The organism is Rhodopila sp. (assembly GCF_965277825.1).
Taxonomy (GTDB): Bacteria; Pseudomonadota; Alphaproteobacteria; order Acetobacterales; family Acetobacteraceae; genus Rhodopila.
On sequence record NZ_OZ255846.1, the window covers coordinates 2,123,840 to 2,136,022 of the forward strand.

At 67.8% G+C, this 12,183-nt stretch carries 12 protein-coding genes; 5 read left to right on the forward strand and 7 right to left on the reverse strand.

Annotated features, from left to right (window positions below; all coding sequences use genetic code 11):
* Positions 1-20 precede the first annotated feature (20 nt).
* Positions 21-857, forward strand: coding sequence for a DUF4743 domain-containing protein (locus ACQY4T_RS10660; RefSeq protein WP_428541319.1), 837 nt, complete (start codon positions 21-23; stop codon positions 855-857).
* Positions 858-1,075: 218 nt separating this feature from the next.
* Here ACQY4T_RS10660 and ACQY4T_RS10665 read toward each other — a convergent pair whose 3' ends face one another.
* The 4 genes from ACQY4T_RS10665 to hisS all read right to left on the reverse strand — a co-directional run bounded on the left by ACQY4T_RS10665 (position 1,076) and on the right by hisS (position 5,182).
* Positions 1,076-1,681 (reverse strand): DUF4167 domain-containing protein, encoded by a 606-nt coding sequence (locus ACQY4T_RS10665; protein WP_428541322.1) that lies wholly within the window; start codon positions 1,679-1,681, stop codon positions 1,076-1,078.
* Positions 1,682-1,905: 224 nt separating this feature from the next.
* Complete coding sequence (gene prmC / locus ACQY4T_RS10670; RefSeq protein WP_428541325.1) at positions 1,906-2,898, reverse strand: peptide chain release factor N(5)-glutamine methyltransferase; 993 nt, start codon at positions 2,896-2,898, stop codon at positions 1,906-1,908.
* Entirely contained in the window at positions 2,895-3,950 is a 1,056-nt protein-coding gene (gene prfA, locus ACQY4T_RS10675) for a peptide chain release factor 1 (protein ID WP_428541328.1), read from the reverse strand. Before prfA ends, prmC begins: the two co-directional genes overlap by 4 nt.
* On the reverse strand, positions 3,947-5,182 hold the full coding sequence (hisS, locus tag ACQY4T_RS10680; protein WP_428541331.1) for a histidine--tRNA ligase: 1,236 nt from the start codon (positions 5,180-5,182) through the stop codon (positions 3,947-3,949). Before hisS ends, prfA begins: the two co-directional genes overlap by 4 nt.
* A 309-nt stretch (positions 5,183-5,491) precedes the next feature.
* Between hisS and ACQY4T_RS10685 the strand changes: the two genes are divergently transcribed.
* The 4 genes from ACQY4T_RS10685 (at position 5,492) to ACQY4T_RS10700 (ending at position 10,235) form a co-directional block, all read left to right on the forward strand.
* Entirely contained in the window at positions 5,492-6,400 is a 909-nt protein-coding gene (locus ACQY4T_RS10685) for a tellurite resistance TerB family protein (protein ID WP_428541334.1), read from the forward strand.
* A gap of 179 nt (positions 6,401-6,579) precedes the next feature.
* The gene (locus tag ACQY4T_RS10690; protein ID WP_428541337.1) at positions 6,580-7,791 is read left to right on the forward strand and encodes a hypothetical protein; all 1,212 of its coding nucleotides are present in this window, start codon (positions 6,580-6,582) and stop codon (positions 7,789-7,791) included.
* The gene (locus tag ACQY4T_RS10695; RefSeq protein WP_428541340.1) at positions 7,781-8,743 is read left to right on the forward strand and encodes a DUF6384 family protein; all 963 of its coding nucleotides are present in this window, start codon (positions 7,781-7,783) and stop codon (positions 8,741-8,743) included. Before ACQY4T_RS10690 ends, ACQY4T_RS10695 begins: the two co-directional genes overlap by 11 nt.
* A gap of 19 nt (positions 8,744-8,762) precedes the next feature.
* Positions 8,763-10,235, forward strand: coding sequence for a hypothetical protein (locus ACQY4T_RS10700; protein ID WP_428541343.1), 1,473 nt, complete (start codon positions 8,763-8,765; stop codon positions 10,233-10,235).
* Here ACQY4T_RS10700 and ACQY4T_RS10705 read toward each other — a convergent pair.
* The 3 genes from ACQY4T_RS10705 to ispG are packed head-to-tail and all read right to left on the reverse strand — an operon-like array spanning position 10,232 to position 12,125.
* Positions 10,232-10,555, reverse strand: coding sequence for a nucleotidyltransferase family protein (locus ACQY4T_RS10705; RefSeq protein ID WP_428541346.1), 324 nt, complete (start codon positions 10,553-10,555; stop codon positions 10,232-10,234). The genes ACQY4T_RS10700 and ACQY4T_RS10705 overlap by 4 nt on opposite strands.
* A complete protein-coding gene (locus ACQY4T_RS10710) occupies positions 10,552-10,962 on the reverse strand; it encodes an HI0074 family nucleotidyltransferase substrate-binding subunit (protein WP_428542807.1) in 411 nt (136 codons plus the stop codon). The genes ACQY4T_RS10705 and ACQY4T_RS10710 overlap by 4 nt, the downstream gene beginning before the upstream one ends.
* A gap of 38 nt (positions 10,963-11,000) precedes the next feature.
* Positions 11,001-12,125, reverse strand: coding sequence for a flavodoxin-dependent (E)-4-hydroxy-3-methylbut-2-enyl-diphosphate synthase (gene ispG / locus ACQY4T_RS10715; protein ID WP_428541349.1), 1,125 nt, complete (start codon positions 12,123-12,125; stop codon positions 11,001-11,003).
* Between the last annotated feature and the right edge of the window lie 58 nt (positions 12,126-12,183).

Genomic DNA, 12,183 nt, shown 5'->3' on the forward strand with positions numbered 1-12,183 from the left:
CTTGTTTGAAAGGCGAACCGTTGGGTCAGGACGAGGAGCTTGCGGGATTTGAGCGTCATGTGCGCGATTGCAACAATGCCACGATTCCCGGTGAGCGCATCCGCTTCCTGATCGCGGGCGATCCGGTTGGCTGGGTGGCGCCCAAGATCGTGGGCGCGCTGGCAGCGATGGATGGGGTGAGGCGGACGGATGCGGGGATCGTGCTGGCCGCCGGGGCGGCGCTGTCGGGGGTTTCCCGGACGCTGGCCGAGCGTGGGTTGTATCGCTGGCGTGACGAGGAATTCGATGTGCGGGCTACGCCGGAAGGGCCAGCGCTGGGGCGGATCGACCGCGGTGCGATCCCGTCGTTCGGGATCCAGGCGGTGGGGGTGCACGTCAACGGCCTGGTGCGGCGCGCGGACGGGCTGCACATGTGGATCGCGATCCGTGCCAGGGACAAGCTGCTGGACCCTGGCAAGCTGGACCATATCGTGGCCGGCGGTGTTCCGGCCGGGCTTGATCCGGCGGCGACATTGCTGAAGGAAGCCGCGGAGGAGGCGGCGATCCCGCCGGAGCTTGCCGGCAACGCGGTGCCGGCCGGGCTGATCGAGTATGCGATGGAGCGCCCGGAAGGGTTACGCCGCGACCGGGTGCATTGCTACGACCTGATGCTGCCGGACGATTTCACGCCGCGGGCGGCGGATGGCGAGGTCGAGGCTTTCGAGCTGTGGCCGCTGCGCCGGGCGGTTGCGGTGGTGCGTGACACCGACGACTTCAAGTTCAATGTGAACCTGGTGTTGATCGATCTATTCCTGCGCCAGGGGCTGATAGGAGGATCGCTGGCCGGTCGGCTGCGGGCCTCCCTGCGGCAGGGTTAGCTGCCGCAGGGAACCAGGCGGGGGTGGAACGGTTGGCGGCAAGCAAGATGGTCGCACCCCGACCCTAAGCTGACGCCAAGTTTGCAGCGGCGGCCGCAAGCACGGTGCTAGTATCCCGGACGCTGAGCTGGCGGCGCAAGGTTTGGCGCGATTGGATCGACGAGCCGAGGGTGCATGGGCTGGCGGTGTCCGAACTTCGCCATCACGCCCTCGGGTGGTTAACCCTCGGGCGGAGCGGCGGTGATCGGGATGCCGCGTGGTTCGGGCTGTTCGCCCATGCCCGGGGGGCGTTGTTCGGGACGCTGCTCGGGGCGTTGCTCCGGACGCTGATCGGAGCGTTGCTCCGGACGCTGCTCGGGGCGCGGTTCCGGACGCTGATCGGGGCGCGGTTCCGGACGCTGATCGGAGTCCTCGACGTCGAGCTGCGATTCGTCGTTTTGGTTGAAGCCATCGGCCTGCTGATAGTTGCGGCGCTGGTTGGCCTGCGGGTGCTGCTGCTGCGGTTGCTGTCCGTTGGACTGGCCCTGATTCTGCGCCTGATTCATCGCGTTCAGAATACGGAAGTAATGTTCCGCGTGCTGGAAGAAGGCTTCGGCCGTCACTCTGTCGCCACTGCTGGTGGCGTCGCGTCCGAGTTGCAGGTATTTCTCGAATAACTGCTGAGCAGTGCCACGAACGCGGATTTCCGGCCCGTTACTGTCGAACACGTGGTTTCGATTGAGCGGAATTCCACCGCCGGAATGATGGCGGATGGCACCGCCCGATCCACCGCCACCACCACCGCCTGGGCGATGGTTGCGGCCACGCATGCGCTTCATGTTCATACTGATGCCGTCGTGCTTTCCCATAATCGGTGGGCCGTTTGCGGACTGTCGGGCGCCCGTCTGGACGCCCCCGGGTGTTCCGTGGCCAACCAAGATCCATCGACGTTGATTATGGCAGCGGGGGCGTCACTTGATACGTCCCCACAATCGGGGCGCCGCCAAGCAGCAACCCCTACCACGTCGTTATCGTACACCCGGCTTGACCGCCTGCCAAATAAATTTTTTCAGCAGCTTGAGCGGTGCAGTACAAGCGCCCGAGGAATTCGCGCCAGATCGAGCCGAAGTGACCCGTCGAGGCCGGCTTCCCGAGCCAGTCCATGTACATAATTAGCCTGACCGCGGCCGAGTTCAAGGATCGCCACCCCGTCGGGCGTGAGGTGGCGGGCCAGTCGCGGCAGGATGGTGCGGTAGGCGTCGCAACCATCGCTGCCGCCATCGAGCGCGCGCCTGGGTTCGTATCGGGCCACCTCCGGCATCAGGGTTTCGATCTCGGCCGCCGGAATGTAGGGCGGATTGGAAATGATCAGATCGAAGTGACCGCACGTCGAATTGGTCCAATCGGCGACGATGAAGCCTGATCTTTCGGCCAGACCAAGCTGGACGGCGTTGCGTCGTGCCAGGGCCGCCGCCGGCGCGCTGAGGTCGACCCCGATGCCCCAGGCGGTGGGGAACTGGCGCAGCAGGGCCAGCAGCAGGCAGCCGGTGCCGGTGCCGAGGTCGAGGATCGAGGCCGGCGGCGCGCGGTTGGCGAAGGCGGCGATGGCGGCCTCGATCAAGGTTTCGGAGTCGGGGCGTGGGACCAATGTGGCGGCGGAGACGTCGAACTGCATGCTCCAGAACTCACGGTTTCCGAGGATGCGGGCGATCGGTTCGCTTGCGGCGCGGCGGGCCAGCAGGGTGTGGAAGCGGGTGGGATCGATCGGGCGGGCCGGGTCGCGGATCAGGTCGTTCTGGGTGAGGCCGGTTGCGTGGGCCAGCAGCAGCCGGGCTTCCAGGCGCGGGTTGTCGGCGATGTGGCCGAGTTGGGCGGCGCCGTCGTGGATCGCCCGAGCAATGGTGCCGAGGGCGATGGTGCTGGGGGCGATGCTTTTGGGCGCGCTGGTGCCGGAGGGGACGCTGGCGCTGGGGGCGCCGGTGCTGGAGGGGATGGAGTCGGAGAGGATCGTGCCGGGGGCAATGGTGCTGGGGGCGATGGCGCCGGGTGGGGGCCGGGTCATTCGTCGGCGGCCAGACGGGCGGCCTGGTCCTCGGCGGTGAGGGCGTCGACGAAGTCGTCGAGGTCGCCCTGCATCACCCGGTCGATCTTATAAAGGGTCAGGTTGATACGGTGGTCCGATACCCGGCCCTGGGGGAAGTTGTAGGTGCGGATGCGTTCGCTGCGGTCGCCGGTGCCGACCTGGGACTTGCGATCGGCCGACCGGGTTGCCGCCAGGTTGGAGCGCTGCTGTTCGTACATCCGGGCGCGCAGGATCTTCATCGCCTTGGCGCGGTTCTTGTGCTGGCTGCGTTCTTCCTGCATGGCGACGATGATGCCGCTGGGCAGATGGGTGATGCGGACCGCGCTTTCGGTCTTGTTGACGTGCTGGCCGCCGGCGCCGGAGGCTCTGTAGACGTCGATCTTGAGGTCGTCGTCGTTGATCTGGACGTCGACCTCCTCGGCTTCGGGCAGCACCGCGACGGTGACGGTGGAGGTGTGGATGCGGCCCTGGCTTTCGGTTGCCGGCACGCGCTGCACGCGGTGCACGCCGGATTCGTATTTCAGCCGAGCGAACACGTTGCGGCCGGTGATTTCAGCGGTGGCTTCCTTGATGGCGCCGAGGCCGGTGTCGGCGTAGTCGAGGATCTCGAATCGCCAAGCCTTGGCGTCGGCGTATCTCTGGTACATCGCGAACAGTTCGGCGGCGAACAGGCCGGCCTCGTCGCCGCCGGCGGCGGGGCGGATTTCCAGGATGGCGGAGCGGGCGTCGGCCTCGTCCCTGGGCAGCAGAGCGAGGCGGATTTCGTGTTCGAGCGCGGGGATCTGGTCTTTCAGTTGATACAGTTCGGCTTCGGCCAGGTCTTTCATTTCGGGATCGGCGAGCAGGGATTCGGCCTCGGATCGGGCGAGTTCGGCGGCGCGCAGGTCGCCGATGCGGGCGACCACGGGCTCGATGTCGGACAGTTCGCGGGAGGCCTTTACGTAGGCTTCGCCGGAGAGGGCTTCGGACAGCATGGCGCGGAGTTCGTCGGCGCGGGCGGCGATGCGGTCGAGTTTCAGGGCCAGGTTCATTTCAGCCGGGACGGGATGTGGGCGAAGGGGATGGCCTCCTGGGTGCCGGTGGCGAGGTCCTTGACCTGGGCTGCGCCGGCGGCGATGTCGTCGTCGCCCAGGATGACGGCGGCGCGGGCGCCGGCGCGGTTGGCTCGCTCCATGCGGCGCTTGAGGTTGCCACGATAGGCGATCTCGGCGCGGATGCCGTTGGCGCGGAGGGATTGCAGGATTTCGATGGCGGCGGCCTCGGCGGCGTCGCCGACCGGGATGACGGCAACCGGGGCGGGAACGGTTGGGGTGTTGGGCATCAGCATGGCGAGGCGTTCGATGCCGGCGGCCCAGCCGACGGCGGGCGTGCTTGGGCCGCCCATCTCGGCGATCAGTCCGTCGTAGCGGCCGCCGGCCATCACGGTGCCCTGGGCGCCGAGGCTGGCGGTGACGAACTCGAAGGCGGTGTGGCTGTAGTAGTCGAGGCCGCGGACGATGCGCGGGTTTTCGGCGAATGGCACGCGGAAGTCGATCAGGTGGCGGCGCAGCTTGTCGTAGAAGGCGGCGGCGGCGGTGGTGAGGTAGGGCTGGATGGTGGGGGCGTCGGCGACGACGCGGCGGTCGGCGTCGTCCTTGCTGTCGAGGATGCGCATCGGGTTGCGGTCCAGGCGGTCGAGGCTGTCCTTCGACAGCGCGTCGCGGTGGGCGGTGAAGTAGGTGATCAGGGCGTCGCGGTAGGCGGCGCGGCTTTCGCTGTCGCCCAGGGTGTTGAGTTCGAGCACGGTGTCCTCGGCGACGTTGAGCGCCTTGAGGATGTCCCAGCCGCAGGCGATGACCTCGGCGTCGGCGAGCGGTTCGGCCGGGCCGATCAATTCGAGACCGATCTGGTGGAACTGGCGGAAGCGGCCTTTCTGTGGGCGTTCGTAGCGGAACATCGGGCCGGCGTAGAACACCTTGCGGGGCAGCGATTGGGTCAGGCCGTTGGACACCAGGGCGCGGCAGACGCCGGCGGTGCCCTCGGGCCGCAAGGTGATGGAATCACCGCCGCGGTCGTCGAAGGTGTACATTTCCTTCATCACCACGTCGGAGGTTTCGCCCAGGGTGCGGGCGAAGACGCGGGTGTCCTCGAAGATCGGAGTGATCCATTCATCGAAGCCGTAGGTGGCGGCGACTCGGCGGGCGGTCTGCACCACGCGGTCGAAGCGGCGTTGGTCGTCGCCGATGAAGTCGTGCGTGCCGCGGGCGGGCTGCAGGTCGGTCACGGTTGATCCTTGGTCGTTCTGGTTTTACTTATATAGGGTGATTCAACCGGGTCCTATCGGTGGCGTGGCGGCGGGACCTCGCGAAGAAGTGTCAGTGTTTTGCAGCCCTGCGAACCGCAGGCGTGGCGGCCGCGATTGCGGTCTTCCGGGGTGCACCAATAATTCATGCTATCTTCGGGCAACAGATGGTATCGCCAATTATAAGCCACTGTCTCGCCAAGTCAGGATAAGCAGATCGCCGGACGCAGGCTGGGTTTTTGGCGTTGTTCCGGTTGCGCAAGCCTTTAACTACAAACGGGGAGTCAAGCGATGTTCGATGCGACCAAGCTATTGGGTGCGCTGCTGGAGGGCCGGGCACCGGCCTCGATGCCTGGGCGCCTTGATGCTGCTTCGAGGCAGGGGCAGCAGGGCGGGTTGATGCAACAGGTGCTGTCCCAGCTCGGCGGCGCCAGTGCCGGTGCCGGGCTGGGGTCGCTGATCGGCGGCATGCTGGGGGGATCGGGGCAGCAGGCCCCGGGGGCTCAGCAGGCTGGCGGGGGATTCATGAACAATTTTGGTGAGTACGCGCGCCGCGCGGCGGCGTCGCCGCGGGACCAGGTGGCGCAGAACAATCCTGCGGCGATCGGTGGCCTGGGGGCGCTGGCCGGGGCGGTGCTGGGGGGCGGACGCGGCGCCATCGGCGGGGGAATCATGGCGATGCTTGGCAGCATTGCCTACACGGCGTTTCAGAATTCCTCGGCCGGGTCGGGTGCGGCGTCCGGGTCGGCTTCGGCGCCGGCGCCCGGTGCGGCTGCCGGCGGGTCGGCCGCCGGCGCGGCGCCGGCGAAGAGCTTGGCGCAGGTTCCCGGTTACTCGGACCCGGCGGAGGTGCAGCGCAAGGCGCGGTTGATGGTGCGCGCCATGGTACAGGCGGCGAAGGCGGACGGCACCGTCGATCAGGCCGAGACGGCGCGGATAACCGGCCACATCGATCGCGGCGGTGAAGGGCCGGAGGCGCGGGCGTTCGTGGAGCACGAGCTGCGTCAGCCGGTGGACCCGGCGGCCCTGGCGCGGGATGTCAAGAGCCGGCAGGAGGCGTTGGAAGTATACGCGGCGTCGGTGATGGCAATCGATGTCGATACCGATGCCGAGCGAGATTACCTGGCGAAATTGGCCAAGGCGTTGACGCTGCAGCCGGACGCCGTTGCGCAGGTCAACGCGGCGTTGAACGTACGGTGAGTTAGAAGGGCTGAGGGCGGCTCCGCCGCGGGGCTGATGGCGGCTCCGCCGCGGGGCCGGGGTTGAGAGCCGGGGCTAAGGCGCGCGGGCCGCCACCCGGCGGGGGTTTTTCAGCAACGCCGAACCGGGTCCGAGGCGTTCGGCTTTCATGTTCGGCTTTCACGGGGGGGGGGTCCATCATGTCGTCAGCGGTGCAAATCGGCCAGCCGATGCGTTACCTGGACAAGGCATTGGGTGCGTTGCGCGACCTGGGCATTCCGCTGCCCGAGGCGAGCAGTGCGGAGAGCCCGATGACCGGGCTGCTGAGCAAGATCTCGGCGCTGGACGAAGACCGGGTGGCGCTGATCGCGCGGGTGCTGAACCAGGCGTCGATGTTCAACGAGGTGGTGCGCGAACAGATCCGCGGCATGCATATCGGCAACCGATACGAAACAATAACGACAGCGTTCAACTCGATCCGTGACGACGCGCGGGAGATGGTCAAGCAGGTCGAGGATGGCCGCATCAGCACGTTCGAGCGGTTGTCGAACGTGTGGCAGAAGGTGACAAGGGGCGACATCGCCGACCGGTTCGACAAGATCCGCACGACCTATGTCGAGGTGTCGCGCGATACCAAGGACCAGATCGAGCGCGAACACGCGATCCTGAATGCGTATCTGGATTTCCGCGGCGCCATGAAGGAAGCCGAGGTGATGGCGCTGGAGGTGCTGAAGAAGGCCGAGGTTTCGCTGGAGACGGCGAAGGCGGGCACCGATGCGGCGTCACGCAAGATCGAGGCGGCGGCCGGTGCGACTCCGGTAGAGCGGGCGCGGCTGGAGTTGCTGCGCGACGAGGCGGTGCGGGTGCTGCAGGGCGAGGATGCTCGTTACCAGGTAGCGAAGGACCTGTCCGACAACATGACGGTTTCGTACAACGCCTCCGACGTGGTGATGGCGCGGCTGACGCAGACCACGGCGGCGAAGGAGCGGGTCTATCAGCAGTCGGTTTCGTTTTTCTCCACAAACGATACCGTATTGACGGCGCTGACCGCGTCGTTCACCGGGATGCATGGGCTGGCGGAGAGCACCAAGACGCTGGACAGCATGAAGGCGGGGGTGAACCAGAGCCTGGAAGTGCTGGCCGAGATCGGCGGTCAGGTGCAGGAGGCGGCGATCCGCGCCGGGTATGGGCCGACGATCCGGGCCGACGCGGTGAAGCGGCTGGTGGATTCGGTGTTGGCCTATCAGCAGCGTTCGCACGAGATCATTGCCGAGATGCGGCAGGCCGCGACCCAGAACAGCGACGAGATCCGCCGCACGGTGGAAGACAGCCGGCGCCAGATCGCGCGTCTGGCGCAGGATGCGACGCTGTTGCCGGACCCGGTCGTGAAAGCGCCGCCGCATGCCGTCTGAAGCCGCCGAACTGGAACCGGTGGCGGCCGCCGCGGAGCCGCCACGGCTGAACGACACGATGCTGGCGATGGACGTGGTCGATACGCTGCGTCACGCCGAGGGGCTGGTCGAGCGGGAACTCGGGGCGGATCAGCGGGCGTCGGCGTTGAAGCAGCGGCTGCGGGAGATTTATCGCACTCAGGGTATCGACGTTCCGGAGCACATCCTGGACGAGGGGGTGGCGGCGCTGGAGCAGAACCGCTTCGTCTATCAGCGGACACCCGCGAGCTTTGCCCGGCGGCTGGCGACGGCGTGGGCGACCCGGGCGGCGTGGGGGCGGGCGCTGGGGTTCGCGCTGCTTGCCATCGTCCTGCTGGCTGGCGGCTGGTGGTTCGGCATTCACCAGCCGGCGGAGCGGCGGCTGGTGGCCCAGCAGCAGGAACTGACGACGGGGCTGCCTCGGGCGCTGACGGCGGAGGTCGATCGGGTGCGGGCGGCGAGTACGCTGCCGGATGTGCGGGCGCGGGCGGATCGGCTGGCGGCGGAGGGGCAGGCCGCGGCTCGGGCTGGTTCGCTGGGGGATGCCCGAGCCAGGCTGGCGGCGCTGCAGGCGCTGCAGCGGCAGGTGTCGCAGGCCTACACGGTGCGCATCGTGTCGCGGCCGGGGATGCCGTCGGGGGTGTGGCGGACGCCGGCGGAAAATCAGGGGGCGCGGAACTTCTACCTGATCGTCGAGGCGGTCGATGGTGCCGGGCGTCCGGTGGTGGTTCCGGTGACCAGCGAGGAGGATGGCCGCACCGCCAATGTCAGTTCGTGGGGGGTGCGGGTCAGCGCCGACACGTTCGAGCGGGTGAGGCAGGACAAGATGCGCGACGGGGTGGTGCAGGATCCGATCGTCGCCACCAAGAAGGCGGGCGAATTGGATCCGCGCTGGAGCATCGCCACCAGTGGCGGCGCGATCCTGAAATGGTGAGGCGGCGGCGGGAGCGGGAATGATCAACGGTCTGCAGTTGCTCGACAACGTTGACCAACGGCTGCGCCAGATCCAGGGCGAGGCGGCGGCGGGGCAGTCGGAGCTGGAATGGCTGATCGCGCGGCGCGACCAGGCGCGGGCTGACGAGGCGGCGGCGCTGCGGGCGCTGGCCAGGATCCGGCTGGCCGCGCTGGGCGAGGGTTCGGTCGATCTGCGGCGGCTGGATGAGGCGGACGCCAAGGCGGAGGCACTGCTGTCTCGGCGTCGGGCGGAAATAGAAGCGGCGCGGGAGGCGTTGCACGCCAGGGAGCCGGCGCTGGCTGCGGCGGAGCGGGAGCGGGAGCGGATTGCCAGCGCGCTGCGGGATGCCGATGCCAACGCCGAACGGGCGCTGTCGGCGGCAAAGCAGCTTGTGCTGGATGATCCGGAATGGCAGGCCAGGCAGCAGGTGGCGGAGGCAGCGTCTCGGGTGGCGGAACATGCCGAGCAGAAGGCCGCGTTCGCGCTGACGGACAGCGAGGTGAAGGGCCGACCGTATCTGGCGGACCCGCTGTTTGCCTATCTATGGCGGCGCGGATTTGGCACGCCGCGGTATCGGTCCTGGTTTCCAGTGCGGTTGATCGATCGCTGGGTGGCCAGGGTGGCTCGGTTCGACGTCGCCAGGCGCGATTATGCGCTGCTGACGGATTTGCCGAAGCAGCTTGCGGGGCACGCCGAACGGATGCGAGGCGTGGCGGAGAGCGAGGCGGCCGAGGTCACGGAACATGCTCGCCGGATCGCCGGGCTGCCGGGGGCGCACGAGGTCGAGGCGCTGCGGCGGTCGCTGGACGAGGCGGACGCCAGGCTGGAGACGGAGCGGGCGGCGGTGGAGACGGTGCGGGGCGGTGTGAGCTCGGCCGCGGCGGGCGAGGACGCGCTGACGCAGGAAGCAATGGGCGCGCTGGAGGCGGCGCTTGGGCAGCGCAGCCTGCAGTCGCTGCGGGCCGCCGCGGCGCGGACTCCGACGCTGGAGGATGACGCGATCGTTGCGTCGCTGGAGCAGGCCGGCGCGGTGCGGGCCGAGGCGGAGCAGATGCTGGTGCAGCGCCGAACGGGGGTAAAGGCGGCGCAGGACCAGGTGCGGGAACTGCGGCAGGTGCGGCAGGAGATGCGCCAGCGCGGCTATGGGCAAAGCCGCTGGAATTTTGGTGACGGGGCGATGGTGGGGATGCTGCTGGGCGAGTTGCTACGTGGTGCGGTCAGCCGGGGCGGGTTCTGGGATCAGATGAACCGGCGGCAGGTTCCTGATCCGTGGGGCGGCGGTGGCCGGGGGCGTCAGGGGTCGGAGGGCGGTAATCGGCAGGGGCCGTGGAACTTGCCGCCGATGCACGATCCGTGGGGTCAGTTGGGTGGCGGCGGAGGGCTCAGCGGGGGGTTTGGCGGCGGCGGATTCCGCACCGGCGGGCGGATTGGCGGTGGTGGCGGCGGGTTCCGGACCGGGGGGTCGTTTTAGCGGGGCCCGTTTTCGTGGGACAGGGTGATCATTTCGGCCTCGACGATGCGCCGGAAGGCCGGGTCCAAAGTGGTGAGGTCGACGAGGTCCACCTTGATCGTCAGGTCGGAGTCCGACAGGGCGTCCTGTAAACGGGCGATCGCTTCGGGATTGAGTTGTGTCGTGCCGCTGAGTGCGAGATCTAGATCGGAATAGCGGCGGGCGGTGCCGGTGGCGCGGGATCCGAACACGAAGACCGCGGTGCCGGCCGGCAATAGGGCTGCAAGAATGGGCTGAAGGATCGCCAGATCGTGCGGCGTCAGGTCGATCGTCTGGGTCATTTCGTTCGCGCGAGTAACTGGTCGCGAAGATACTCGGCCTCGGCGAGGAACGCTGGAATGGCGGCGGCGACCTTGCGGGCAGTGTCGGCTTGATAGGTGTGGCTGGTGAGTGCGCGCAGGTCGCGATAGCGGTGCCAGGTGGGCCAGTCCCCTGACAGCAAGGCTTGCTGGTTGGCGGTGCGGATCAGGTCTTGAAACGTCATCTGATCCACCTCCTCGGGAGATGCGGCGGTCTGGCGGATGAAGCGCCTGAGCAGGCGGTGGAAGAGTTCGTAGGTGAGTCCGAAGCGGTGGATCAGGCCATCGCGAAGCAGTTCGTCGGCCGGGTCGCGATGAACCCGGCCTAGGCCGTCTTGCAGACGCGCGACGGCTCTGACCAGCGGGGTGACGTCCAGGGGGTTAGCCAGAGGACGATACCCAGCCCGGGTTTTTGCTCGGCAAGGTTCTACTCAGCCGCGATCTTGTCCTGTTCGGCAGCGGCTTTCAGCGCGGCAGCCTTGGCTTCGACCAGTTCGACGATGTGGTCCACCATGGAGGCGCCGTCGATGGTGTGGTCGGTCTTGCCGGCGCTGTAGATCATGTGCCGGCCGTTGCCGCCGCCGGTGACGCCGAGATCGGTCATCAGCGCCTCGCCGGGGCCGTTCACCACGCAGCCGATGATCGACAGGGTCAACGGGGTCTCGATGTGGCCGAGGCGGTCTTCCAGCGTGCGGACGGTCTCGATCACGTTGTAGCCCTGGCGGGCGCAGGACGGGCAGGAGATCACCTTGACCCCGCGATGGCGGATGCCGAGGGTCTTCAGCATGTCCCAGCCGACGCGGACCTCTTCCTCGGGTTCGTCGGACAGCGAGACGCGCATCGTGTCGCCGATGCCGGCCCACAGCAGCGAGCCGAGGCCGATCGAGGATTTCACGGTGCCCATGCGGCGGCCGCCGGCCTCGGTGATGCCGATGTGCAGCGGGTGGTCGCAGACCTCGGCGAGTTGCTGGTAGGCGGCGACGGCCAAGAACACGTCGGATGCCTTGACGCTGATCTTGAAGTCGTGGAAGTCGTGCTGTTGCAGGATGTTGGCGTGATACAGCGCGCTTTCGACCAGCGCCTCGGGGTTCGGTTCGCCGTATTTTTCCAGCAGGTGCCGCTCCAGCGAGCCGGCGTTGACGCCAATGCGCATCGAGCAGCCGTTGTCGCGGGCGGCGCGGATCACTTCCTTGACGCGTTCGTCGCTGCCGATATTGCCGGGGTTGATCCGCAGGCAGGCGGCGCCGCTGTCGGCGGCTTCCAGCGCGCGGCGGTAGTGGAAGTGGATGTCGGCGACGATCGGCACCTCGATCTGCGGCACGATCTGCTTCAGCGCCAGGGCGCTTTCCTGGTCGGGGCAGGAGACCCGGACGATATCGACGCCGGCGGCCTCGGCGCGCTTGATCTGGGCGACGGTGGCGGCAACGTCGTGGGTCAGGGTGTTGGTCATGGTTTGCACCGTGATCGGCGCGCCGTCGCCGACGGGCACCTTGCCGACATAGACCCGGCGCGATTTTCGGCGGATGATTTCCTGGTAGGGGCGGTAGGACATAGGGTCTCCTGTCTGGTCGGAACGCTCGCTGCGCGGTGACCTGAATTGGGCACGGACG